This window comes from Arthrobacter sp. NicSoilC5, from assembly GCF_019977395.1.
Lineage (GTDB): Bacteria > Actinomycetota > Actinomycetes > Actinomycetales > Micrococcaceae > Arthrobacter.
In genome coordinates this window covers 3,080,880-3,104,074 of record NZ_AP024660.1, presented here as the reverse complement: position 1 = coordinate 3,104,074, position 23,195 = coordinate 3,080,880, and the positions used below count along the sequence as shown (strand labels likewise).

The 23,195-nt window shown below is 67.0% G+C and carries 24 protein-coding genes; 12 read left to right on the top strand and 12 right to left on the bottom strand.

What is annotated here, in order from left to right:
* The first annotated feature begins 5 nt into the window (after positions 1-5).
* Positions 6-986: a hypothetical protein gene (locus tag LDO22_RS14530; protein ID WP_224024106.1), complete on the top strand. Its 981-nt coding sequence runs from the start codon at positions 6-8 to the stop codon at positions 984-986.
* Between the two features lie 9 nt (positions 987-995).
* Here the strand turns inward: LDO22_RS14530 and LDO22_RS14525 are convergent, their stop codons facing one another.
* Complete coding sequence (locus LDO22_RS14525; protein ID WP_224024104.1) at positions 996-1,901, bottom strand: MBL fold metallo-hydrolase; 906 nt, start codon at positions 1,899-1,901, stop codon at positions 996-998.
* A 196-nt stretch (positions 1,902-2,097) separates the two neighbouring features.
* Here LDO22_RS14525 and LDO22_RS14520 point away from each other — a divergent pair, with 196 nt between their 5' ends.
* The 6 genes from LDO22_RS14520 to LDO22_RS14495 all read left to right on the top strand — a co-directional run bounded on the left by LDO22_RS14520 (position 2,098) and on the right by LDO22_RS14495 (position 8,029).
* The gene (locus LDO22_RS14520) at positions 2,098-3,150 is read left to right on the top strand and encodes a D-2-hydroxyacid dehydrogenase (protein ID WP_224024102.1); all 1,053 of its coding nucleotides are present in this window, start codon (positions 2,098-2,100) and stop codon (positions 3,148-3,150) included.
* A gap of 13 nt (positions 3,151-3,163) precedes the next feature.
* Positions 3,164-3,901 carry a fumarylacetoacetate hydrolase family protein gene (locus LDO22_RS14515; RefSeq protein ID WP_224024100.1) on the top strand — a complete coding sequence of 246 codons (738 nt, stop codon included), beginning with the start codon at positions 3,164-3,166 and terminating at the stop codon, positions 3,899-3,901.
* 90 nt (positions 3,902-3,991) lie between these two features.
* A complete protein-coding gene (locus tag LDO22_RS14510) occupies positions 3,992-4,789 on the top strand; it encodes an IclR family transcriptional regulator (protein WP_224024098.1) in 798 nt (265 codons plus the stop codon).
* A 158-nt stretch (positions 4,790-4,947) separates the two neighbouring features.
* The gene (locus LDO22_RS14505) at positions 4,948-6,297 is read left to right on the top strand and encodes an MFS transporter (protein WP_159634747.1); all 1,350 of its coding nucleotides are present in this window, start codon (positions 4,948-4,950) and stop codon (positions 6,295-6,297) included.
* Positions 6,294-7,217: an NAD(P)-dependent oxidoreductase gene (locus LDO22_RS14500; protein ID WP_224024096.1), complete on the top strand. Its 924-nt coding sequence runs from the start codon at positions 6,294-6,296 to the stop codon at positions 7,215-7,217. The genes LDO22_RS14505 and LDO22_RS14500 overlap by 4 nt, the downstream gene beginning before the upstream one ends.
* Positions 7,218-7,393: 176 nt before the next feature.
* Entirely contained in the window at positions 7,394-8,029 is a 636-nt protein-coding gene (locus LDO22_RS14495; protein WP_224024094.1) for a PAS and ANTAR domain-containing protein, read from the top strand.
* Between the two features lie 21 nt (positions 8,030-8,050).
* On the opposite strand, the gene LDO22_RS14490 is transcribed toward LDO22_RS14495, so the two are convergent.
* Together LDO22_RS14490 and LDO22_RS14485 are read right to left on the bottom strand one after the other, a co-directional pair.
* Complete coding sequence (locus LDO22_RS14490; protein WP_224024092.1) at positions 8,051-9,073, bottom strand: sugar phosphate isomerase/epimerase; 1,023 nt, start codon at positions 9,071-9,073, stop codon at positions 8,051-8,053.
* A gap of 133 nt (positions 9,074-9,206) precedes the next feature.
* Positions 9,207-9,596 carry a YgjV family protein gene (locus tag LDO22_RS14485; RefSeq protein WP_224024090.1) on the bottom strand — a complete coding sequence of 130 codons (390 nt, stop codon included), beginning with the start codon at positions 9,594-9,596 and terminating at the stop codon, positions 9,207-9,209.
* A 256-nt stretch (positions 9,597-9,852) separates the two neighbouring features.
* Here LDO22_RS14485 and LDO22_RS14480 point away from each other — a divergent pair, with 256 nt between their 5' ends.
* The 3 genes from LDO22_RS14480 to LDO22_RS14470 all read left to right on the top strand — a co-directional run bounded on the left by LDO22_RS14480 (position 9,853) and on the right by LDO22_RS14470 (position 13,199).
* Entirely contained in the window at positions 9,853-10,302 is a 450-nt protein-coding gene (locus tag LDO22_RS14480; RefSeq protein WP_224024088.1) for a helix-turn-helix transcriptional regulator, read from the top strand.
* Positions 10,299-10,718: a VOC family protein gene (locus tag LDO22_RS14475; protein WP_224024085.1), complete on the top strand. Its 420-nt coding sequence runs from the start codon at positions 10,299-10,301 to the stop codon at positions 10,716-10,718. The genes LDO22_RS14480 and LDO22_RS14475 overlap by 4 nt, the downstream gene beginning before the upstream one ends.
* Before the next feature lie 111 nt (positions 10,719-10,829).
* Complete coding sequence (locus LDO22_RS14470) at positions 10,830-13,199, top strand: excinuclease ABC subunit UvrA (protein WP_224027253.1); 2,370 nt, start codon at positions 10,830-10,832, stop codon at positions 13,197-13,199.
* A gap of 32 nt (positions 13,200-13,231) precedes the next feature.
* On the opposite strand, the gene LDO22_RS14465 is transcribed toward LDO22_RS14470, so the two are convergent.
* A complete protein-coding gene (locus tag LDO22_RS14465; protein ID WP_224024083.1) occupies positions 13,232-14,206 on the bottom strand; it encodes an alpha/beta hydrolase in 975 nt (324 codons plus the stop codon).
* A 61-nt stretch (positions 14,207-14,267) separates the two neighbouring features.
* Here LDO22_RS14465 and LDO22_RS14460 point away from each other — a divergent pair, with 61 nt between their 5' ends.
* Positions 14,268-14,840 (top strand): MOSC domain-containing protein, encoded by a 573-nt coding sequence (locus LDO22_RS14460; RefSeq protein ID WP_224024081.1) that lies wholly within the window; start codon positions 14,268-14,270, stop codon positions 14,838-14,840.
* A 163-nt stretch (positions 14,841-15,003) separates the two neighbouring features.
* On the opposite strand, the gene LDO22_RS14455 is transcribed toward LDO22_RS14460, so the two are convergent.
* The 8 genes from LDO22_RS14455 to LDO22_RS14420 form a co-directional block, all read right to left on the bottom strand.
* Entirely contained in the window at positions 15,004-15,984 is a 981-nt protein-coding gene (locus tag LDO22_RS14455) for a cyclase family protein (RefSeq protein ID WP_224024079.1), read from the bottom strand.
* Positions 15,981-16,238, bottom strand: a complete 258-nt coding sequence (locus LDO22_RS14450; RefSeq protein WP_224024077.1) for a hypothetical protein — start codon at positions 16,236-16,238, stop codon at positions 15,981-15,983. Before LDO22_RS14450 ends, LDO22_RS14455 begins: the two co-directional genes overlap by 4 nt.
* 9 nt (positions 16,239-16,247) lie before the next feature.
* The gene (locus LDO22_RS14445; protein ID WP_224024075.1) at positions 16,248-17,585 is read right to left on the bottom strand and encodes a TRAP transporter large permease subunit; all 1,338 of its coding nucleotides are present in this window, start codon (positions 17,583-17,585) and stop codon (positions 16,248-16,250) included.
* A 79-nt stretch (positions 17,586-17,664) separates the two neighbouring features.
* Positions 17,665-18,444, bottom strand: coding sequence for an NAD(P)-dependent oxidoreductase (locus tag LDO22_RS14440; RefSeq protein WP_224024073.1), 780 nt, complete (start codon positions 18,442-18,444; stop codon positions 17,665-17,667).
* Positions 18,445-18,489: 45 nt separating this feature from the next.
* On the bottom strand, positions 18,490-19,116 hold the full coding sequence (locus LDO22_RS14435) for a methyltransferase (protein WP_224024071.1): 627 nt from the start codon (positions 19,114-19,116) through the stop codon (positions 18,490-18,492).
* Positions 19,117-19,142: 26 nt separating this feature from the next.
* The gene (locus LDO22_RS14430; RefSeq protein WP_224024069.1) at positions 19,143-20,150 is read right to left on the bottom strand and encodes a tripartite tricarboxylate transporter substrate binding protein; all 1,008 of its coding nucleotides are present in this window, start codon (positions 20,148-20,150) and stop codon (positions 19,143-19,145) included.
* Between the two features lie 49 nt (positions 20,151-20,199).
* A complete protein-coding gene (locus tag LDO22_RS14425; protein WP_224024067.1) occupies positions 20,200-21,702 on the bottom strand; it encodes a tripartite tricarboxylate transporter permease in 1,503 nt (500 codons plus the stop codon).
* Positions 21,703-21,704: 2 nt separating this feature from the next.
* Positions 21,705-22,208 carry a tripartite tricarboxylate transporter TctB family protein gene (locus tag LDO22_RS14420; protein WP_224024065.1) on the bottom strand — a complete coding sequence of 168 codons (504 nt, stop codon included), beginning with the start codon at positions 22,206-22,208 and terminating at the stop codon, positions 21,705-21,707.
* Between the two features lie 120 nt (positions 22,209-22,328).
* On the opposite strand from LDO22_RS14420, the gene LDO22_RS14415 reads away from it, so the two are divergent.
* The gene (locus tag LDO22_RS14415) at positions 22,329-23,129 is read left to right on the top strand and encodes an IclR family transcriptional regulator (protein WP_224024063.1); all 801 of its coding nucleotides are present in this window, start codon (positions 22,329-22,331) and stop codon (positions 23,127-23,129) included.
* Positions 23,130-23,195 lie beyond the last annotated feature (66 nt).

Genomic DNA, 23,195 nt, shown 5'->3' with positions numbered 1-23,195 from the left:
GGCGGTTGGTAGAACCTGTGCGGCTGGTTCTGTCCGGCTTCGGTGCCGTGGGCCGCGCCTTCGTCGATGCTGTCCTGGAGCAGGGTCCCCTGTTGCAGCTTGCTGCCATCCGCGGTCACAGGACCGAAGTCTTCCTTGCGGCGGGTTCCGCTGTGCCGGCCCGTTCGTCATGGGACCAAATCGGGCCCATTGAGGAAACACTGTCCCGGACCGCCGCCACTGTCCTGGTCCAGGCCCTGCCATCCGCACCGGACGCTCACGCCCGTGCCCGGGAGGAAGCGGTTGCTGCCCTCCGGAGTGGGGTGGATGTAGTGACAGCAACCAAAAGCCACATCCTCAGCCACTGGCGGGACCTTGAGCGTGCCGCCGTCGATGGCGGGAGCCGCATCCGTATCTCGGGGGCCACCGGCGCCGCGCTTCCCACGGCGGACATGGCCCGCGTCGCGCTTCGGGGCATGGGCTGCAGCGCCGTCCGGGCCTGCCCCAACGGCACATCCACGTTCATTCTCGATGAGCTGTCCCGCGGTGCCGGGCTGGAGTCCGCGGTCCGGGAAGCGCAGCGCCGCGGCATCGCGGAGGCAGACCCTTCCGCGGACCTGTCCGGGAAGGATGCGGCCACAAAGGTGCGGCTTATCGCCGGGCTCCTCTGGAACTGGGACGTGTCCACCATGGCGGTGGAGGCGGAGCCCATCGACTCCTCCACGGCCGCCAGGGCACTGGAGGCCTCCGGGCAAGGCTTGCGTTTACGCGCCGTGGCGTCCGCCTCCCTGGAGCGGCCCATGATGGTCACGGTCCGCTTGGAAGCCGTGGCACCGGGGGACCCGCTTTTCGCCATTGCTGGACCGGAAAAGGCCATGGTCTTCAGGTGCCCGGACGCCGGGGACATCACCGCCCAGGGCGGCCGCTCCAGCCCGAAGGGGGCGGCACTGGCGATGCTGAAGGACGTACTCAACCTGTCCGGGTCAAACACCTCCGGGTTCCGGTAAACCAGCAGGTCACAGGGGAATCACGTCCAAAGCCGCGGGAGCGACAATTTCTCCGGTGTATCCCGCTTTTTCGGCCGCCGGCAGCACCATGGCCAGCCACACCTCCGGAGGCTGAACGGTGGGGGTGTAATGGCTCAGGACGAGCTTTCCCGCCCCTGCAGTTGCGGCTATGGCCGGCAGTTCAAGGACGCTGGAATGCGCTTCGAACAAGTGCTTGGTCAATTCGGCGGCCTGCGGCCCGGGAAGACCGGCAGCGATTCTCTCAACCGCGGAGTTGTCCTGTGTCTCGTGGACCAGAACGTCGCAGTCCTTGGCGAGGGCAATCAGGTTTGCGTCATGGGCGGCAGTGTCGCCGGAAAAGACCACCACCTTGCCCGTGCGTTTAATGGTGAACCGGTACGCATAGGAGTCCGCCACTTCCGGGCCGTGGAACACCCTGGTTGCGGCCACCACCACGTTCTCATCCTCCATGACGGGAGTGATGGTGCCATCCGCAGGCAGTTCGATGTCGTGGCCTTCGACCGCCGGAAACGGGCCAAAACCGCCACCCGCCTGGTACAGGGAGATGTCGTCCTCGAAGCCGGCCAGGAGGTTCCTTGCCTTGGCTTTGGTCCCGGGCGGTCCCCACAGGTCAAGGAACGACAGCGGCGGGCGGGCCGTCCATCCGTGCAGCAGCAGCGCCGGCAGCCCTGAAGTGTGGTCGAAGTGATGGTGGGTAATAAAGACGCTCCGGACCGGGCCGAAGCCGAGCCCCGAGTGGACCAGCTGCCGTGCACTGTCCAGCCCACAGTCCACCAGGTAGACAGCATTGTTGACTACAAGCGCGAGGGCCGGCTGGGCCTCGCCGGGCGCGATGACAGGTCCGCCGTTGACCCCCAGCATGACAAGCCTGTCTTCATGGTCCTTCGAATCCAAAACGTGCTCCCTAAGACGTTGTGACAGTGACCTCGCGGACCCACCTGACTGCAGGCAAACCCGACGACTTCCAAGAATCAGCCAGGAAGCGTCGGGGGAGCAGGCTAATGTCATTCGTTGAAAAACTAATCGCAGTAAAAGAACCATGTGTCGCCAGGTGTTCAATATTTCGAACATCACCCAGTATGCTGTACGCATGACTTCCACCAAGACCGTGGCCATCGCTGTCCCGCTCGAAGCAGAGCTTGTGGACCAGATCCGCGCCGTTGACCCCGCCGTCACTGTCCTTTACGAGCCCGGCCTCCTGCCGCCGGAGCGCTTCCCGGCCGACCACGCAGGGGATCCGGCCTTCCAACGGACGGCTGAACAGGAAGAGCGCTACTGGGCAATGCTCAACAGTGCCGACGTGCTGTACGGCTTTCCCAACGAGAGTCCTGACGGCCTGGCGCGCATCGCCCGGGAAAACCCAAGGCTGGAGTGGGTCCACGCGATGGCGGCCGGGGCGGGCGGAGCGGTCAAGGCGTCGGGCCTGAGCCAGGACGTCCTGCAGAAGTTCAAGATCACCACCTCCGCCGGGGTCCACGCCCTGCCCCTCGCAGAGTTCGCAGCGATGGGAATCCTCAACGGCTTCAAGCGCAGCGCCGAACTTGCCCAGGACCAGGCTGCAAAGGCCTGGCCCAGCCTCCGGGTCCCCACCCGGCTGGTCAATGGATCCAACCTGGTCATCAGCGGCCTCGGCGAAATCGGACTGGAAACCGCCCGGATCGCACGGGCACTGGGGATGAAGGTCAGCGGCACCAAGCGGACCGTGGAGCCCATCGACGGAATCGACCAGGTGGTGGACAACGCCGGGCTTCCCGCCCTCCTGGCCACGGCAGACGCCGTCGTCAACACCCTGCCCGGCACCGCCTACACGGAAAAGCTGTTCAACCGGGACCTGTTCGCCGCCATGAAGCCCGGGACCACCTTCGTCAACGTGGGCCGCGGAACCGTGGTGGACGAGGAGGCGCTGCTGGAGGCCCTGGACAACGGCCAGGTGGGCTACGCCTGCCTTGACGTCTTCGCCGTGGAACCACTGCCCCAGGACAGCCCCCTGTGGAACCATCCCAAGGTCATGGTCTCGCCGCACACCTCAGCCCTCAGCGCCGCCGAGAACCGCCTCATCACCGAACGGTTCTGCAGCAACCTCCGGACGTTCCTCGACGGCGGCGACCTCCCCCACCTCGTGGACACGGTCCACTTCTACTAGGACAGGCAGAGAAGTGCGCATCGCCAGAATCCAAACAGCAGCAGGCCCGCAGCACGCCGTTGAAAGCGACGGCACCTGGCACCACATCATCGACCCCTTCGAGGAAACCCTCCGTTACACCGGCGGCGCCACCACCCACAGCGAGGCAACATTCCTCGCCCCGGTGACGCCCGCCGTCGTCCTGGGCATTGGCCACAACCGGACCCTGAATGACCACCCCCTGCCCATCCAGGCGTGGCACAAGTCCGTCCACACCGTCGCCGGACCCGGCGACACCATCACCGCGGCCCGCGGCCAGGGCACGGTCAATGCCGAGGGTGAACTCGCCGTCGTGATCGGCAGGACAGCCGCCAACCTGACCGTGGAGAACGCCCTGGACCATGTCCTGGGCTACACCTGCGTCAACGACGTCACCAACGTGGACCAGAACGCGGTGGATGAGCGGAACTTCCAGGGCAAGGCCGGCGTCAACTACACACCCCTGGGCCCCTGGATAGAAACCGGGCTCCCAGATCCCGAAAAGGTGGCCATCGACGTGTACGTCAACGGGACAGCCAAGGCCAGCTCCGGGACCTTCAACCTCCCCTCCACGGTGGTGGACTGCCTCGTTTACGTCACTTCATGGCTGACCCTGGAACCCGGCGACGTGGTGATGACCGGAGCGCCCGCCACAGTGGTACCCGTCGAGCCCGGGGACCGGGTGGAGATCGCAGTGGAGGGCATCGGGACCCTGGGCAGCCCGGTGGCCTGACGGCGCCGTGAACCGCCGCGGCCCTTATGATGGATTGCGTTCAGTTGACTGAACGGAACCGCAGTCTGCCCTGGCGACCTAAGGAGAATCATGGCCGATTCCCACATCCCCGCTTCATCCGACAAAGCGGGAGCCACCTCGCCGGCGCCGGCCGTCACCCGGGCAGCAGCCGTCCTGGATGCCCTTGCCGCCTCGGCCACCGGCCGCCTCACCCTGAGTGACCTCTCGCGCGAAGTGGGAATCCCCAAGTCCTCCACCTCCAACCTCCTGCTGGCGCTGGAGGAGGCCCGCCTGATCAGCCGGCAGGGCTCGGAGTTCACGCTGGGCCGCAAGCTGGTGGAACTGGGCGCCGCGTATCTCGGCCGGATGGATGAGGTACAGGAGTTCTACCGCTACTGCGAGCAGGCCTCCGTCCTGTCCCGCGAAACGGTGCGGATCGCCATGCTGGATGGCACCAACGTCATTTACCTGGCCCGGTATGAGGGCCACCCCGCCGTGCGGCTCACGTCCAACATCGGCGACAAGATGCCGGTGTCCCTGTGCGCCGTGGGCAAGGCCCTGATCGCGCGCCTGCGTGACCATGACCTGGAGGAAATGTTCCCGGATGACGCCGAACTGCCGGTGCTCACCCCCAAATCCCTGCACACCGGCGCGGAACTGAAGGCGCAGCTGAAGGAGATCCGCGAGCAGGGATTTGCCTTCGAGGACGAGGAATCCACCACCGGCGTGGTGTGCCTCGCCGTCTCCGTCCCCACCCGCGGCGCCCACGGTCCCAGCCTGGGCCTGTCCGTGACAGCCCTCAAGGCCACCTACACGCCGGAGCAGGGCTCCCAAATGGTCAAGGAACTGCAGGAACTGGCCCACTCCCTGGGCAACCCGATGGGCTAGTCCCGGGCCGGCCCAGCGGCTTTCCGTAACTCAAAACCAAAAACTGTTGCCAGTTGTTCAGCTTGCTGTATTGTGTTCAGCATAGTGATCGACACAACAGGTGTTGCCGCTATCCCACCAGGCCAACGGGGGCCTGGAGTGCATTAGAGGGAGTTTTCGTGACAACTCGTACTAACTCACCGCAGGCCACCACGGACGGCGCCGTCGTCGATCCGGACCAGCTGCGAAGGGCAACACTTGCCAGCTCCGTAGGGTCCGCCCTGGAGTACTACGACTTCTACATCTACGGCCTGGCCTCGGCCCTGATCTTCGGACCACTGTTCTTCGCCCCGCTCGGCGAGAGCGGAGCCGTTATCGCCTCCTTCGCCACCTACGGCGTCGGCTTCGCGGCACGGCCCTTCGGCGGGGTGGTCTTCGGCCACATCGGCGACCGCTTCGGCCGCAAGATGGTGCTCATCCTGACCATCGGCCTGATGGGCCTCTCCAGCTGCGCCATCGGCCTCCTGCCCACCTTCGACCAGGCGGGAATGCTGGGGGCGGTGCTCCTGGTGACGCTGCGCATCCTCCAGGGCCTGGGCGCCGGCGCCGAGCAGGCAGGCGCCACCACCCTCATCTCCGAGGTGGCCCCGCGCCGTCGTCGTGGTTTCTTCGCTTCGCTGCCGTTCGTGGGCATCCAGCTGGGAACCCTCCTGGGTGCGGGCACCTTTGCCCTGATGGCCCTGGCGGACAAGCAGGTCCTACAGGGCTGGCTCTGGCGCGTTCCGTTCCTGGCCAGCATCATCCTGATCGCGATTGCCGTCTTCATCCGCCTCCGGCTCAAGGAGACCCCGGTCTTCCAGGAACTGGAGAAGCACAAGGCCGTGGTCAAGAACCCGGTGGGCCAGATCTGGAAGCACTCCAAGAAGAACGTACTGGTGGGCATTGGCCTCCGCATGGGCGAGAACGGCAACTCGTCCATCTACTCCGCGCTGCTGGTGTCCTTCATCAGCATGCCGGCCGGCGTCTTCCCCGGCGACAAGTTCATCGGCCCCACCGGCCTGCTGATCGCCGCGGGCTTCGCAGCGGTGCTGGTTGTTGCCTTCGGCGCCCTGTCCGACCGCTTTGGCCGGGTTCCCGTGTACCGCTACGGCGCGCTCTTCCAGGCCGTCATCGCCCTGCCGGCGTTCTACCTGGTGACGCTCGGCAACGTGGCCCTGGTCTGGGTGGTCATGGTGGTGGGCATCGCCCTGGGCGTGCAGTCCATGCTTGGCCCGCAGTGCGCCCTGCTCCCGGAACTCTTCGGCTCGCAGCACCGCTTCACCGGCGTGGCCCTGAGCCGTGAACTTTCGGCCGTGCTCGCCGGCGGCTTCGCCCCGATGATCGGCGTCGCGCTGCTGGCGGCCACCAACCACTCCTGGCTGGTACCCGCGCTCTACTCCCTGGTCCTGGCGGCTATCTCGTTCGCCACCACCTTCTTCACCCCGGAAACCAACGGCCGCGACCTGGTGCTCGTGGAGGACGCCAAGTGACCATCGGCAACGCCGCCCCGACGGACCCTGCGCCCAAAAGTGCGGGGTTCGTCGGGCTGGGGCTGATGGGAGCGCCGATGGCCGCCAACCTGCTCAAGGCAGGGTGGCAGGTCACGGGCTGGAACCGCTCCCCCGGCGCCGTCCGCGACCTCGAGGCGCTGGGCGGGAACGCCGCCAGCCACGTTGCGGACCTTCGGGACGAGCCCGTCATCATCTTCATGCTCCCCGACCTCCCCTTCATTGAAGAGGCTGCGGCGGGGCTCCTGGAGGCGTGGCGGGCGGCGCCGCCCGCACCGGGAACACTCGTTGTGGTGATGAGCAGCGTGTCGCCGGTTGCGGTGCGGGCCTTCGGGCTCGCCGTTGCGGATGCCAGCGGCGGAAGTGCCTCGGTGCTTGATGCCCCGGTCAGCGGCGGCACGGTCGGCGCGCAGCGGGGAACCCTCGCCATCATGGCCGGCGGTTCCCCGGAAGACTTCAGCCGGGCCCTCCCGGCTTTGGAGGCAATGGGGACCTCCGTCCGCCGACTGGGTGACCTGGGTGCCGGCTCGCTGGCCAAGGGGTGCAACCAACTGATCGTGGGAACCACGACGGCGGCACTCGCCGAGGCTGCCGAGCTTGCGGAACGCTCCGGGCTGGATGTGGAAGCCCTCTTTGAGGTCCTGTCCGGCGGCCTCGCCGCCAGCAGGGTGCTGGAGGTGGTGGGCCCCCGGCTCGCGGCAAAGGATTACACGCCGACAGGGCCGGCGAAGTTCATGCACAAGGACCTGTCCTTCGTACTGGAAAGCGCCGCCACTGCCCGCACCGCCGCACCGATGGCCTCCGCCGGCGTCGACCTGTACGCGGAACTGGTGGCGCAGGGCCTTGGCGATCTGGACCTGGCCGCGGTGCGGCAGGCGATCGCCACCCTGGGCCGGCATTGAGCTGCGGGACCCCGGAATGCCGGGGTCCCGCCGTCGTTAGTGGCCCCAAAAGTGGGCCATTCCGGCACCGGTCCACGGGTTCGAAAGCGGGACGGCCGTTTAAACCCTGCTATATTCTGGTGTTTTCAGGCCTGGGCGCAGGGGAGCCGGGCCACAGCACGTCGAACGGCCTTTTATTGAAACCAAGCAGCAGGCACCCAGATTCCGCGCAGGGTAACGTCCAGCACACCGATTTCCTTAACTGCCCCACCGGATTCGTTGAGTACTACTTCGCGGACGGCGTCTTCCGCTGGTCGGACGGGCTGTACCGCATCTACGGGTACGAACGGGGCGAGGTGGTCCCGACCATGGAGATGGTGCTTCCCCACGTCGAGCCCGAAGACCGGCCAAGGGTGCAGGCCTACTGGGACCATGTGTCCACCCAGGGCGGACCGTCATCCATGTACCTGTCCATCCGGGACCGCAAGGACCACCAGCACAAGCTGCTCTACTCCGCCGACTACATCATGGACGGAGACACCCCGATCGGCGTCTGGGGCGTGGTGGTGGACCTCACGACGTCAATCCACACGGACCGGCACCAGCTCGCCACCGAGGCGGTGGCGGCGTCGGCGCTCAACCGGGCGGTCATTGAACAGGCCAAGGGCGTCCTGATGGGCCGCACCGGTGTCACCGCCGATCAGGCCTACGAGCTCATCAGCCAGCTGAGCCAGGACACAAACCGCAAGGTCTACGCTGTGGCCCAGGACATCGTGGACCGTGCCACCGTCCGCGCCGGCGAGCCGGACGCGCAAAGCCATCCCCTGCTGTAACCGCAGGGAAGAACAGGCCTTCTACGCCGAAGTGGAGGCCAGCGACTCCCGCAGTGCCGCGTCCGCGTCACGCAGGACTTTCGCAGCTACCTGAAGGCCCTCGATCCGGCCGAGTGAAACGTCCTCGTGCTCGATGTTGACCAGCATCTCCGGGTCCACTTCGTGCAGGGCGCGCAGGAACTCCGTCCAGTAGGCGGTGTCATGGCCGCGGCCCAGGGCCACGAAGTCCCAGGCGGAGTGCCGTGGCCATTCGTTGGCCCATTCGTCACCGCCCAGGTTGGTACGGTTCTCGTCCGGGGACAGCCGGCGGAAGCTGTTGTCCAAGACCCCGTACAGTGCGGCATTTTCCTTGTTGATGCGGACGTCCTTGGCGGCAGCCTGGAATACCAGGGGGCCCAGTTCGCGGACCACTGCCACCGGGTCCATCTGCTGCCAGAAGAGGTGGCTGGCATCCAGCTCAACGCCCACGTGGGTGGCCCCCGTGAGATCGATCAGCTTCCGGACATCGGCGGTGTTGAACACCAGGTTCTGCGGGTGCAGTTCAAGGGCCACCTTGACCTCGAGCTCGCGCGCCAGCTGGTCGATCTCTTTCCAGAACTCCGCCGCAATCTCCCACTGGTAATCCAGGACGTCCAGCGCGGCCGAGTTCCAAGCGTTGACGATCCAGTTGGGAACGGTCGCCCCGGGCTCGCCGCCGGGCAGGCCGGACATGGTGACCACGCGGGCCTGGCCCAGCCGGTGCGCCAGCCTGATGGAGCGGCGGATGTCCCCGGCATGCTTCTCCCCGATCTCCGGATTGGGGTGCAACGGGTTGCCGTTGCAGTTCAGCCCCGCAATGGAAACGCCGGTCCCTTCAAATAGCGCCAGGTAGTCATCACGCGCCGCGTCACTTTCCAGGATCTGGTCAAAGGTGGGAACGTGCACCGGGGGAAGGAAGCCGCCGGTATTGATCTCGATTCCCGTCAGGCCCAGGTTGGCGATGACCGTCAGCGCCTCGGGCAGTGGACGGTCATGCAGGATCGCGTTGTAGACACCAAGCCTCATGGGGTTCTCTCCTTTGAAAAGCCACTCCTGATAATGGAGCGCTCTAACACGATATGAGAGAAGGTTTGTCCTGTCAATAGGTCTTTTGCGCGGGAGCCTTAAGGCGCCTGCGGCGCGGGCCGCCCTCGTTGGCCTAGACGGCCAGCCGGGGCCCGTCCGACAGGACGGGCGCGGAACCGACCACGGGCAGGGCGTCCGTGAACGCCTCGACAACGGCCAGCTGGCCGGTGGAGTCCGGAACGCCCGGGTACTGGACATGCGCGGCTTCAACCGGCTCGGCGGCCGCTTCCTCCGAACGCATGCGCACCAGCGCCACAGCAGAGATCAGGAACCAGGCAACATTGGTGACCACTGACGGCCAGGCGCCATGCAGGGTTCCATTGATGATGAAGGCAACGGAGCCAAAGAGGTTGGCGGTCTGGAAGCCCTTGCCGGCCTTCAGCCACCCCATGGAAACAGACAGGTATGCACTGAGAATCGCAACAGCGCCTGCCCAGCCGGCAATTTCCCACAGCAGTTCCATGGCGTCCTTCCAAGGTGGTGCCTGCGCAGTATCAGGGCAGGGCTCAAGAGGTGGTTCAGGGTTGGGTTTCGCCGGATGCCGTTCCGTGGAACCTGCATCATCCAGCTCTGCGTTGACTCGAGCCCTGTTCGGGCGAGGACCTCTTACGCTGGCCGGCGGCATAATCATATCCCGCGCGCGGACGCCCAAATTACGGCCGATACGTGATACTCCCCACGTCTGGACAAGGCCCGCGCGGCGTAGCACGATCGAAGCTGTGACCAGCAGTCCCGCACCCGATCCCTACCTCCGTGAACTCACCCAGCTGAGGCGCGTCAAAGACCGGATGGACCGCGAATATGCCCAGCCGCTGGACGTCGAATCCCTTGCCCGGGATGTCCATATGTCGGCCGGCCATTTCAGCCGCCGCTTCAAGCTTGCCTACGGCGAATCCCCGTACAGCTACCTCATGACCCGCAGGATCGAACGGGCCATGGCGTTGCTCCGCAAAGGCGACCTCAGCGTCACCGAGGTGTGCTTCGCCGTCGGCTGTTCCTCGCTGGGCACCTTCAGCACCCGCTTCAGCGAACTGGTGGGAATGCCGCCGAGTGTCTACAAGCAGGAAGCAGCGGAGTCGACGGCGGGGATTCCGGCCTGCGTAGCGAAACAGGTCACCAGACCGGTCAGGAATCGAGAAGCGCCGGCCCGGGAGCCGTCACTAGCATGACTGGCATGGACATCAACATTTCTTCCACCTTCCTTCCCGCCACCGATCCGGACGCGTCCCTGGCCTTTTACCGCGACGCGCTCGGCTTCGAAATCCGCAACGACGTGGGCCGCGGCACCATGCGGTGGATCACCGTTGGCCCCGCCGGCCAGAAGGACGTTTCCATCGTCCTGCACCCGCCGGCCGTGGACCCGGGCATCACCGAGGACGAGCGCCGCACCATCACCGAGATGATGGCCAAAGGCACCTACGCCACCATCGTCCTCTCCTCCCCCGACGTGGACGCCGCGTTCGCCAAGGTGGAGGCAACCGGGGCCGACGTGGTCCAGGAACCCATCGACCAGCCGTACGGCATCCGGGACTGCGCCTTCCGCGACCCGGCCGGCAACACGGTCCGCATCAACCAGCAGCCTTAGGCATATCAACAGACACGTAGATAACGGACGACGCCGGAACGGGGCTGCCAGCGCAGCTCCGCTTCGGCGCCGCTCCAGGAAGAGGGGGACACCTTGAGCACGGAAGCAGACATGGAAACCAGGCAGGCGGCGCACGTAGCCGACAGCCACGACCTGATCCGGGTCCAAGGCGCCCGGGAGAACAACCTGAAGGACGTGAGCCTGGAGCTGCCCAAGCGCCGGCTGACCGCGTTTACGGGTGTTTCCGGCTCCGGCAAGAGCTCGCTGGTGTTCGCCACCATCGCCGCCGAGTCGCAGCGGATGATCAACGAAACCTACAGCGCGTTCGTGCAGGGGTTCATGCCCAGCCTGGCCCGGCCCGACGTGGACCGGCTGGAAGGCCTGACCACAGCCATCATCGTGGACCAGGAGCGCATGGGCGCCAACCCGCGCTCCACCGTGGGCACCGCCACCGACGCCAACGCCATGCTCCGGATCCTGTTCAGCAGGCTGGGCAAGCCCTACGTCGGCCCGCCCACCGCCTTCTCCTTCAACGTGCCCACCCGCAAGGCCAGCGGCATCATGAGCACCGAGAAGGGCGGCCGGGTGGAAAAGAACGTGGTCCGCCAGGTCACCTACCTGGGCGGCATGTGCCCGCGCTGCGAGGGCATGGGGAACATCAGCGACATCGACCGGACCGCCCTCTACGACGACTCGAAGTCCCTTTCCGAAGGCGCGCTCACTGTTCCCGGCTACTCCATGGATGGCTGGTACGGCCGCCTGTTCGAGGGCATGGGCCTGCCCATGGACAAGCCGATCGCCAAGTTCACGGCGAAGCAGCTGGACACGATGCTGTACGCCGAGCCCACCAAGATCAAGGTGGAAGGCGTCAACCTCACGTTCGAAGGGGTCATCCCCAAGATCCAGAAGTCCATGCTCTCCAAGGACGTGGAGGCCATGCAGCCGCATGTGAAGCGGTTTGTGGAGCGCGCCGTCACGTTCGCCACCTGCCCGGACTGCGGCGGAACGCGGCTCACGCCGGAGGTGCTCAACTCGCGCATCAACGGCAAGAACATCGCGGACCTGTGCACCATGCAGATCAGCGACCTGGCGCAGTGGATCCGCGGGCTGGACGAGCCCTCGGTCCGGCCGTTGCTCGCCGGGCTCCGGGACCTGCTGGACTCGTTTGCCGAGATCGGCCTGGGCTACCTCTCACTGGACCGCCCGGCCGGCACCCTCTCCGGCGGCGAGGCACAGCGGACCAAGATGATCCGCCACCTGGGCTCCTCCCTCACGGATGTCACCTACGTTTTCGACGAACCCAGCATCGGCCTGCACCCACACGACATCGAGCGGATGAACACGCTCCTGCTGCAGCTGCGGGACAAAGGCAACACCGTCCTGGTGGTGGAGCACAAACCGGAGATGATCGCCATCGCCGATCACGTCGTCGACCTCGGTCCCAAGGCCGGCACCGGCGGAGGCGAGATTGTCTACGAGGGCGACGTGGACGGGCTGCGTTCCAGCGGCACCATCACAGGGCGCCACCTGGACGACCGCGCCCGCCTCAAGGAGTCCTTCCGGGACGCCACGGGCGCCTTGGAGGTCCGGGGCGCGTCGACGAACAACCTGCAGGACGTCGACGTCGATGTGCCACTGGGCGTGCTCTGCGTGGTGACGGGCGTGGCCGGGTCCGGCAAGAGCTCCCTGATCCACGGCTCGCTGGCAAAGCGCGAAGGCGTGGTCGTCATCGACCAGGGTGCCATCAAGGGCTCACGGCGGAGCAATCCGGCCACCTACACGGGGCTGCTGGAGCCCATCCGGAAGGCATTCGCCAAGGCCAACGGCGTGAAGCCGGCGCTGTTCAGCTCGAACTCCGAGGGCGCGTGCCCCACCTGCAACGGCGCCGGGGTGATCTTCACCGAACTGGGCGTCATGGCCACGGTGGAGTCCACCTGCGAGGACTGCGAGGGCCGCCGCTTCCAGCCCGCCGTCCTCGAATACACCCTGGGCGGCCAGAACATCGCGGACGTCCTGGACATGTCCGTGGACGCGGCACTGGCATACTTTGCCGGGGGCGAGGCCAAAACTCCCGCCGCGCACAAGGTCCTGGAACGCCTGGCGGACGTGGGCCTGGGATACATTTCACTGGGCCAGCCGCTGACCACGCTGTCCGGCGGCGAGCGCCAGCGGCTCAAGCTGGCCACCCAGATGGCCGAGTCCGGGGACGTCTACATCCTGGATGAGCCCACGGTGGGGCTGCACCTGGCGGACGTGGAACAGCTGCTGGGGCTGCTGGACCGGCTGGTGGATTCCGGGAAGTCCGTGATCGTCATTGAGCACCACCAGGCAGTGATGGCGCACGGTGACTGGATCGTCGATATCGGTCCGGGAGCAGGGCACGACGGCGGCAGGATCGTCTTCGAGGGCACCCCGGCTGACCTGGTGGCCGGCCGGGCCACGCTCACCGGCCAGCATCTGGCCGCGTACGTCGGTGCGTAAAGCGGGCGGCTGGGCCTACTTAGGACGCTGCGTCAGCGGCTTCCCGGCAGCTGGCCCAGGAAGCTGACGGTGGCGGCGCCAATCTGCTGCTGCGCGGCGCTGCGGCTGATGCCGGGCTCGCCGTCGCCGGGTTGATCACCGTAGTCGCCGAAGAACGCGTGCACTCCGCCCTGGACGGCGGCGAACTCAGTATCCGGAGGCAGGAGTTCCCGGGAGGCCTGGATCTTGTCCGGCGTGCTGAGACCGTCCTTGGTCCCGGAGACGGACAGGACGGAAAGGCCGGTCCGTCCCCGCAGCGATTCCACCGGGTAGGAGGCGTACAGCACCAGGCCGGTGATGTCGGTGTTCGCCAGGGCGAATGACGATGCGGACACCCCGCCCAGGGAGTGGCCGCCCACCGCCCACGTAGCGATGTCCGGGTTGTCCTCGATGGCGCTGCGGGCCTGGTTGCCGTCCAGCAGGCTGAGCCCGAGCGGTTCCTTCAGGATGACCACCCGGTACCCGGCACCGACCGCGGGAGCCAGGACGTCCTGGTAGGCCCGGGCATCAACGCGTGCTCCCGGGTAGAAGACGAGCCCCTTGGTGGTTCTGGCTGCGTCGGGCGCCATGGTGATGGCGGTGTCCGTTTCGGTGACGGTGAGGTCCGACGCAGGCCCGGCCTCCGCCGTCGGGCCCGGCTGATAGGCGAAGGGGTTGAGCCAGGCGAGCCCGGCGGCGAGGGCCAGGACGGCCAGCCTGCCGGCCCACGCGCCGATGGCCCGGACGCGGGAGCGGGGCCGGGGCACATCGCGGCGGAGCCAGAGCAGGGCTGCCCAGGCTGCACCGGCGGCTGCCGCGGCCAGCAGGATGCACGGCAGCAGCGGGTGGCCGCCCAGGACGGCGGGGTTGCCTGCCAGCATCCACAGCGCAACTCCGGTCAGGGCGGCGGCGCACCCTGCCGATGCCCAGAACAGGGCCGTCCGTTTCCTGGGCGGCGCACTGGCTTGGCCGGCCGGTGAAGTCTTCATGGTTCCTGATCCTTCCATCCGGCGGCAGGATTTCAATGCCGGGCTGGCCTACGCTGGCCGTATGCCCGAAATGTTCCGGTACGACGTCGAGATCCTGCACCTGCTGGTATCCCCCGCGCATGCTTACTTTGGCCGAGCCCGGGACGGCGCCGCCGACGTTCCCACCACTGATGCTCCGCAGGCTGAGGTGGTGGCCGGCAAGGGCATCGTGGGCGACCGGTTCTTCGGCAAGGCCGCGCACATGGATGCTGCGGTGACCCTGTTCGCCGTCGAGTCCCTCGAGGCCATCGCCGCAGAGTTGGGCTCGGCGCCGTTCGATCCGCTGCTGACCCGCCGGAACGTGGTGCTGCGCGGGGCCCAGCTGGCCCCACTGTTGGGGCAGGACTTCGTGCTGGAATCCGGCGGCTCCTCGGTGGCCCTGCACGGCGGGCGGCACGCCCAGCCGTGCGCATGGATGAACGAAATGCTCGCCCCCGGCGCCCATCCGGCCATGCGTGGCCGCGGGGGCATCCGCTGCCGGGCCGTCTCCAGCGGCTTCCTGCACCGGGGTCCTGCCGTGCTGGTCAGCCCTGTGCCGCTGGACCCTGCCCGGGCAGGCGAGGCCAGCGTCCTGCGGCCGTCCCGGCTGCCCTAGCAGGCCCTGCCCTAGGACGCCCCGGCAGGACGTAAGACGGACGACGGCGTCACGCACGGCACGCTTTCGGCCCACCCGGGGCGGGGAAGCCCCGGAAACCCGGGATCCCGCCGTCGTGCGCTGCCTGAAAGCCTGCCCGGCGTGACGCTATCCCGCCTTCAGCTCACATGATGGCGGTGGCGTTGGCCGGGGATCCGGTGCCGCCGGTAATGTTCAGCGGCTTGATGCTGATGAACGCGTCCCACCTGCCCGAGCTGCGCATGTGCCGAGCCAGCGGGCCGAGCCGCCACAGCTCGCCCAGGGGCATGCCGAGCTTGGCCAGGAGCTGCTGGTGCATCATGCCGTGGTCGTTGACCGCGGACTCCCGGTAGGGGCTTCCCGGGACCGCGGGGAGGCACTCGAAGGCAAAGTTGTCGGCGGCGATCACGGCAAACCGGCTGTCCCACGCCCAGGCCACGAACTCCTGCGACTGCGCCACGCCTGTTGCCTTCCGGCTTTCACGGAGCCGCTGTTTCGCCTCCGGGTCCAGGGCGAGGAACCATTCGCACCACCCGGTGTGGAGCATCAGAATGTCGCCGGGACAGGTGGCCAGGGACTGGGACTCCATGGCCGCGTGGATCAGGTCGAAGCCCAGCGGTTCCCCGGCTGCGTGGTCGATGGGCTGGCCCATGCCGTTCCGGAAGCCCTCGAGGTCCACCAGCACGCCCCGGCCGGCGATGGGGTGCTCGGCCCATTCCTGGACCCCCAGGTCCGGGGTGCCTTCAGTGACCCGGTGGTCCGGGACGCCGTTGTAGAACCCCACGTCATCGGCCCGGCGGTGCCGGAGCCCGTCAATCTGCGTCGACCCCTGGAGGTAATAGCCGTCAAGGTAGTCATCGCGGTGGGCGGGATGGGAGGAGTAGATGGTGTGCCGGGGTGCTCCGCGCTTGAGCGACATCCCCGGATCAAAGGCGTCGGCGGGATAGTCCAGGCCGAACACGGTACCGGTGCGGATGCTGTTCCTGGCTTCCAGGACGGCCGCGGGGGTGATGAAGGACGGTGTACCCCTGTCGGGCTCCGGAAAGAGGCCCCAGGATGTTCCCGCCAGGTCGCCCTCCCTCGCCAGGAGTTCCGCGTAAGTGGGAAACGTTCCGTGGGCAGTCATCGGGTGGTGGCTTCCTGTTTCTGCCCGGCCTCTTTCCCGGGCCGCCCGTAGCTGAGCAGGAAGCCGGCCACCGCGCACACCGATGCGGCTATGCAGAGGGGCGGTTTGATGACGTTGTTGAAGAACTGGAGCCAGCCGTTTTGCCCGGCCACGAGGCCCGCGGCCTGCCCGGCAACGAACAGGACGCCGCCGATGAGGAGGACTGCGAGGGTGAGGGTGAAGACGGTTCCGGTGATCCTGCGCGGTGTGTTCATGGTGGTTCCTTAGATCGGCAGGACGCCGAGGATGATCAGCACGCCGATGACCAGCAGGGGCAGCGCATAGTGGGTGAGCAGGCGGGCGAAGGTCTTGAGGGGGTTGACGTCCGCGATGCCGCAGGCAACATAGAGCGGCGCGCCCCCGGGCGGGACCGCCGCCTCGCAGGAGGAGAACACCAGGACAGCCACGGCAGCGGTGGTGGCCGGAACACCGGCCGCAACGAGGGCTGCGACACCGACCGTTCCGACGGCGGCCATGGTGGCTGTCGCGGACAGCGGGGCCGCGACCGCGATGACAATCAGCCCGATCAGGATGGCGAGCAGCCAGAGGGGAAGGTTCATCCCGTTCAGCAGGGCGGTCATTTGCTTGGGAAGGCCCGTGGCGGCGAGGGCATTGGCTCCGGCGAAGGCGAAGAGCACCGTAACGCCCACGATGCCGAACCGCGGGGCCGAACCGTGCAGCAGGTTTCCCCAGTCGCGGCCGGTGCGGGGCAGTTTCTTCCGGCCCAGCAGGGCACCCGTAATGAGGAGGACCACCGGGATCCACACGATCACGCTGACGGACTTGCTGACATCCCCACCGGTCCAGTCGGAGAGCGCCGAGGTGAGGAACCCTGAGGTGATCACCAACGGGACGGCGACGACGACGAACAGCAGGAGCGTGGCCCACCCCTGGCCGAACGCAGCCCGTACAGGCAGGCGGTGGGCGGCATCGAGCGGTGCCATTCCGCTTTTCCTGATGAGCATCCAGGTGACGATGAGCCGGTGCAGGAAGCACCACAGGCCGCCGAACAGCAGGGGAAGGACCAGGGCGTTGATATCCAGCAGGGGCCCCACCGTAGCGGAGCCTACGAGGACGAACATGGAGGCGCTGAACGGGAAGGTGATGCCCATCCCGGCGTTCCCGGCCACGAGGGTTGCGGCAGCAGGCTTGTCCAGCTTGGATTTTTCCATCCAGGGAATGGTCACCGAGCCCACCGTTGCGGCGATGGCTGCCTGGTTGTGGACCACTCCGCCCAGGCCTGCCGAGGCCACGGTGGAGACCCACGCCGGACCGCCCTTCACCCCGCCGATCAGCGAGTTCAGCAGGTCGATCAACCGGTCCAGGACGCCGCCCTTATCCAGCAGGTAGCCCATGAAGACGAACGCCATGGTGGCGTAGACAATCTCGTCGGTCGCTGCCGAGTAGAACGCTGACCAACCCACCTGTGCCGCGGCGGCCCCGGTAAACGGCAGGACCACCAGGAAGCCCAGGATCATGGCCTCCCCCACGCTGCGCTTGATTGCAGTCGTCCAAAGCAGGATCACGGCAAGGTAGGCGCCCAGTGCCCAGATGCCGATCATGCTGCTGCTCCTAATAACGGAATGCTTGTTGCTGTTGAAATCACGTATTTCCCGTTCCTGATTGTGCCCTGCTGCGCGGTCAGCGCAAGGCCGGTTCCGCGTTCTGGGCCATCCGGGCGAGGGCTGCGGCGGAGGCGGTGGTCATCTCGGCCGGGACACCGAGGTCCGAGAGGTAGCTGGCGGTGTCCTGCATTTCCTTGGAGCGGCGGACGGCGTGCTTGGCGCTTCCGGTGAGGAACCTGTCGATGACAGCCTGGCCGTCCCCTGCCAGTTGGTTCGCGATCTGGCCGCGGATCCAGTCCTCCAGGCCGGCTGCCTTGCCGGCCGTGACCGCTTCCACCACCACGGACGCCAGGCCCTTCATGAGGACGCTGCGCAGCAGTTTGTGGGCCATCGCAGCCCCAGGCTCGCCGTCGGCGATTTCCACCTGCACGCCGAGGGGACGCAGCAGGCCGGCAACAGCCTGGGCGCCGGGGCCGCTCACCATCAGCGGCGTCTTTTCCCCCAGCGCGGAGACGGGGCCAAGGATGGCGACGTCGGCAAAGCCGGCCTTGCTGGGCAGCTGTCCGAGTTCCTGCATGACGCCCGGGGAGGAGGATGTGAAGTCGGCGTAGACGCTGCCGTCACCCAGGACCGGCAGGCATTCCTGCGCCACGTTGCGGGCAGCTGCCGCTCCGGTCATCACCAGGACGATGTCTGCCCCGGCACATGCTTCGGCCGCCGTGGCCATCCGAGTGACGCCTTCCGGGGTGGTGGGGGCCACGGGGTCGAACCCGGTGACCTGGTGGCCCGCAGCTGCGAGCGCTGCGGCATAGGTGGCTCCGGCTTCGCCGAGGCCAATGACGGTGCACGCTGTCATGGTTTTGCTCTGTTCCTTCTGGTGACGTTCTGGTGGGGGTGCGGTTCAGTTGCGGGCGGCGACGATGGCCTGGCGGCGGCCGGTTTCATCCGCGAACACCGCTTCGGCGGCTTCGGCGACGGCGGCGGCCTGCTCCCGGGGGACAACCACCACGCCGTCGGAGTCACCCACAATGACATCGCCGGGCAGGACGGGGACGCCGCCGAAGGCTACGGCGGTTCCCAGCCTGAACGGGCCGTCCTTGTAGGGGCCGGCGGGCGAAGTAGCCCGGGCGAAGACGGGCATGCCGATCTCACCCAGCGCCTCGGCGTCGCGCGCTGCTCCGTCCAGCGCGAAGCCCGCGACGCCGAGGTTGATGGCGCGCTCCCCGATCAGTTCACCCAGGAGGGCGCGGGATTCATCGGCGCCGCCGGCGACCACAATGACATCTCCCGGACTGGCCTGCTGCAGGGCGGCATGGATGCCCTTGTTGTCGCCGGGACGGGTCCACACGGTGAACGCCGGTCCGGCGAGCTTCGCACCGGGCCACACGGCCTGGATGGCGGAGTCCGCCACGCCGAGCCGGTCCATGGCGTCACCGATATTGGCAGCGGGCAGCTTGGCGAGCCGGTCCACGATGCCCTGGTCGGGGCGGGCGAAGTCGGCGCTGGTGTCGATGGCTGGAGTTGTCATGGTCGGTTCCTTTAGGGGTGGAGGGGTCAGTCTTTTTTCTGGACCAGCGGGAGGACCTTCTTGAAGTCGTCTTCCTGGCCTGCCCAGAACTTCTGGTAGTCGGTGCCGTTGAGGTAGCTGGTCTGCAGGCCCAGGTCCTTCATCTTCTGCACCACGGCCGGGTCCTCGATGGCCTTCTCGATGGCGGCTTCGAGCTTCTTGGCCACGTCAGCCGGGAGCCCGGCGGGCGCGGAGTATCCGCGGGCGGTGCCGGCGGTCAGGTCGTAGCCGGATTCCTTGAACGTGGGGATGTCCGGCAGCGAGGGGGCGCGGTCCCCGGACATGACGCCCAGCACCCGTGCCTTGCCCTGCTTGCTGAGGTCGTTCACGTCGCTGACGTTGGCCACCAGGACGTCCACGTGCTTGCCCAGGAATGCGGTGGTGGCCTGGGAGGCGCCCTCGGAGAAGTGGACCGGCGCGAACTCCGAGCCGGTGCTTTCCTGGATCTGGGCCAGGGCGAAGTGTTCGCCGGTCTGGATCCCGGTGGTGCTGGCGGTGAGTGACTTCGGCTTGGCCTTGACCGCTTCCAGCAGCTCTTTCAGGGTCTGGTACGGGCTGTCCGGCTGGACGGCGATGACGGTGGGGTCGATGACCTGCCGGCCCAGCGGCTGGAAGCTGTCCCTGGTGTACTTCGCGCCGCGGGCCGGGTCCAGGGGTGAGACCACCACCGAGGGGGATCCGGTGGCGCCGATGGTGTAGCCGTCCGGCTTGGCGCCGGTCAGGGCCGTGTAACCGATCTGGCCGCCGGCACCGGGCTTGTTGATGACCTCGACGTTGGTGCCGAGCTCCTTTTCGAGGACCGGCTGGATGAGCCTGGCGGCGGTGTCCACGGCGCCGCCCGACGAGAAGGCGACAATCAGGTCGATTGACTTGCCCTTCTTGGGGAAGTCGCCGGCGGCTGCGGCGGAGTTGCCGGCTCCGGCGTTGGCGCCGCAGCCGGTGAGGGCGAGCAGGGACGCAGCTGCGACTGCTGCAATGATCTTCTTGCGTGACATGGTTCTTCTCCTTTGAAGCGGTGCGGGAAATGCGGGTAGTGGCGGGGAATCAGGCTTCCGGGTCCTCCATGAGGGCCCTGGGTTTGCGGAGCTTGAGCAGGGGGCTGCAGATGATGAGCAGGCCAAGGCCGATCAGCACGGCGGAGATGGGACGGCTGGTGAAGACGGTGAAGTCGCCCTGGGATATTTCCAGCGATTCGCGCAGCGAGCGTTCCATCAGCGGCCCGAGGACCAGGGTGAGCACCATCGGGGCCAGCGGAATGTCGAGGTTCCGCAGTGCCAGGCCCAGGAGGCCGAAGCCGATCATGACGTAGACATCGAAGACGCTGAAGTTGATGGTGTACGCCCCGATGACCATGAACACGAGGATCACTGCGGTCAGGATCGGGGTGGGCACGCGGAGGATGGAGGTCCACAGCCCCACGAGCGGGACGTTCAGCAGCAGCAGGAGGACGTTTCCGATGAAGAGGCTGGCGATGATGGCCCAGGCGATCTCCGAGTGTTCCGTGAACAGGCTGGGTCCCGGGGTGAGGCCCTGCTGCAGGAACGCGCCCATCAGCACGGCGATGGTGGGCGAGGCGGGGATTCCCAGGGTGAACAGCGGGATGAGGGCAGCGTTGGCGTGGGCATTGTTGGCGGTCTCCGGACCGGCCACGCCTTCGACGGCGCCCTTGCCGAGTTGGTGGCGGAACCGCGAGAACCTCTTTTCCGTGGCGTAGGAAAGGAGGGAGGACACGGAGCCGGTCATGCCGGGAATGAGGCCCAGGCCGAAGCCGACGCCGGTGCCGCGCGCCATGGCGGGTGCACTGCGGCGCCATTCCGTCCTGGACGGGAACAGCTGCCGAAAACCGGGGGCGTGCACCATGGGGGTGGGCTCGTTCCGGCGGAAGGAGAGGATTTCGGAGAGTCCGAAGACGCCGACGATGACGGCAACGAAGCTGACCCCGTCCATCAGGTTGTCGATGCCGAAGGTGAAGCGCGGTGCTCCGGCCACGGGATCGATGCCCACCATGGAGATCAGCAGGCCCAGGGCGCCGGAGATCAGGGCCTTGACCATGGACTTTCCGGCCAGGGCGACCAGCAGCGAGATGCCCACCACCATGAGCGCGAAGAACTCGGGCGGCCCCACCAGCAGGCCCATCTCGCCGAGCGGTTTCGCGGCGGCGACCAGGCCAACGGTGGCGATCGTACCGCCGATGAAGGACCCGACGGCGGCCAGCGTCAGTGCCGCACCCGCCCTTCCCATTTTTGTCATGGCATAGCCGTCGATGGTGGTGATGGCCGAGGAGGCTTCGCCGGGAGTGTTCAGCAGGACGCTGGTGATGGTTCCGCCGTACTGGGTGCCGTAGAAGATGGCACACAGCATGATGATGGACCCGGCCGGGTCGAGGTTGAGCGTCAGCGGGATCAGCAGGGCCACGCCTGCGACGGGTCCGACGCCGGGCAGGACGCCGATGATGGTGCCGAGCAGGCAGCCGAGGAAGGCAAACAGCAGGTTTTGCCAGGTCATGGCGGTGGCAAAGCCGCCGAGCAGTTCGTTGAGGGTTTCCATGCCTAGAGTCCGATCAGGTTCAGCGGAGTAAATGCCGAGACGGGAAGGGCCACGTTCAGGCCGTAGTTGAAGGCGTAGAAAGCGCCGACGCTTCCCGCCAGGGCGATGATCAGTGAGGGCACCCATGCCCGGCGTCCCCGGATTTTCAGGTGGTAGAGCAGGAACGCGAACATGCTCAGCTGGAAGCCCAGCAGGTCCATCACGGACGCCAGGATGACCAGGCTGGCCACGACGGAGATGACCACTCCCTTGTCCACGCCCTCACCCCTGACGCTCGGCCGGCGGAGTTCCTGCAGGAGCCAGACGGCCGACATTGCCACCAGGAGAGCCCCCATAGCGAAGGGGAACATTCCGGCGCCAGGGCCCAGCGACGTCCACAACCCCAGGGTGGCCGAGCTGACCAGGACATAGATGCCGACGGCGGCGAAGGCGCCGATCCCCGCCAGCACACCGGGCGCGATCCGGACGGTGCTCCCTGCTTTTGTCGTGACTGACTCCGTTGTCATGAGTTTCCTTTTCACAGCGCGTCATTGCGTTTCATAGAATGAAACTATATTGCGTACTGAGAAATAGTGACAGGAGACACAGGTACTGTCAAGCGCAAGAAACTTACATAGAATGAAAGAATGGCAACGACGACTTCCACCACGGCCGGCACGGCAGAAGAGGGCCCCAAGTCCTCGAACATGCGCTCCCTCTCGAGGGCCATGGAGGTCTTCGCCGAACTGCAGCGGGCCGAACGGCCGCAGCGGCTCAGTGACCTGGCGCGGAACTGCGGCATGAGCCTGCCCACCACGCTGAGGATCCTCCGGGTGCTGCAGGATTTCGGGATGGTGAGCCAGACGGACAAGTCCTACCGGATCGGCCCGGCCGTCCTGCCCGCCGCACGGAGCTTCCTGGAGAACGATCCCCTGGTGGTCGCCGCGCGCCCCGTCCTGCAGCAAGTGGCATCTCAGACCGGGCTGACGGCGTCGCTGTATTCGCGGCTTGGGTTCGAGCGGATCCTGGTGGCGCGCGTGGACGGCGAGGCACCGCTGCGCTACGACCTGCCGCTGGGCAAACGACTGCCCCTGACGCTCGGCGCCGCAGGAAAGATCCTGCTCGCATCGGCGTCCGATGACGAACTTCAGCAGGCGGTGGCGACGGCCGTTGCGGCCGGCCAGGAAGACGCGGAGCTGACAGCGATGGAACTGCGTGCGCGGCTCCCGGAACCCGGAACCGACTATGCGTTCTCCGCCGATGAGCGTGCCACCGGCGTCCTGTCGGTGGCCATGGCCGTGCCCAACCGGACGGGCCGGCCCACCGAATCGATCTCGCTCACCAGCCCGGTGGAAGCAGCCAGCGAGGCTACCCTGAAAGCCGGGGTTCCGGAACTGCGCCGTGCGGCCGGCCGGCTCTCCGAGCTGCTGGAGGGCTCCGTCTACTGACCCTCGCGGTCCGCCGCGAAAAGGCGGACGACGGCGTCACGCATGGCACGCTTTCGGCCCACCTGG

Bases quoted from the DNA above. Each gene is read 5' to 3' on its own strand.
- LDO22_RS14520 (WP_224024102.1), top strand. From the start codon at position 2,098: ATGACTTCCACCAAGACCGTGGCCATCGCTGTCCCGCTCGAAGCAGAG.
- LDO22_RS14510 (WP_224024098.1), top strand. From the start codon at position 3,992: ATGGCCGATTCCCACATCCCCGCTTCATCCGACAAAGCGGGAGCCACC.
- LDO22_RS14490 (WP_224024092.1), bottom strand. From the start codon at position 9,073: ATGAGGCTTGGTGTCTACAACGCGATCCTGCATGACCGTCCACTGCCC.
- LDO22_RS14485 (WP_224024090.1), bottom strand. From the start codon at position 9,596: ATGGAACTGCTGTGGGAAATTGCCGGCTGGGCAGGCGCTGTTGCGATT.
- LDO22_RS14475 (WP_224024085.1), top strand. From the start codon at position 10,299: ATGACTGGCATGGACATCAACATTTCTTCCACCTTCCTTCCCGCCACC.
- LDO22_RS14470 (WP_224027253.1), top strand. From the start codon at position 10,830: ATGGAAACCAGGCAGGCGGCGCACGTAGCCGACAGCCACGACCTGATC.
- LDO22_RS14465 (WP_224024083.1), bottom strand. From the start codon at position 14,206: ATGAAGACTTCACCGGCCGGCCAAGCCAGTGCGCCGCCCAGGAAACGG.
- LDO22_RS14460 (WP_224024081.1), top strand. From the start codon at position 14,268: ATGCCCGAAATGTTCCGGTACGACGTCGAGATCCTGCACCTGCTGGTA.
- LDO22_RS14455 (WP_224024079.1), bottom strand. From the start codon at position 15,984: ATGACTGCCCACGGAACGTTTCCCACTTACGCGGAACTCCTGGCGAGG.
- LDO22_RS14450 (WP_224024077.1), bottom strand. From the start codon at position 16,238: ATGAACACACCGCGCAGGATCACCGGAACCGTCTTCACCCTCACCCTC.
- LDO22_RS14445 (WP_224024075.1), bottom strand. From the start codon at position 17,585: ATGATCGGCATCTGGGCACTGGGCGCCTACCTTGCCGTGATCCTGCTT.
- LDO22_RS14440 (WP_224024073.1), bottom strand. From the start codon at position 18,444: ATGACAGCGTGCACCGTCATTGGCCTCGGCGAAGCCGGAGCCACCTAT.
- LDO22_RS14435 (WP_224024071.1), bottom strand. From the start codon at position 19,116: ATGACAACTCCAGCCATCGACACCAGCGCCGACTTCGCCCGCCCCGAC.
- LDO22_RS14430 (WP_224024069.1), bottom strand. From the start codon at position 20,150: ATGTCACGCAAGAAGATCATTGCAGCAGTCGCAGCTGCGTCCCTGCTC.
- LDO22_RS14425 (WP_224024067.1), bottom strand. From the start codon at position 21,702: ATGGAAACCCTCAACGAACTGCTCGGCGGCTTTGCCACCGCCATGACC.
- LDO22_RS14420 (WP_224024065.1), bottom strand. From the start codon at position 22,208: ATGACAACGGAGTCAGTCACGACAAAAGCAGGGAGCACCGTCCGGATC.
- LDO22_RS14415 (WP_224024063.1), top strand. From the start codon at position 22,329: ATGGCAACGACGACTTCCACCACGGCCGGCACGGCAGAAGAGGGCCCC.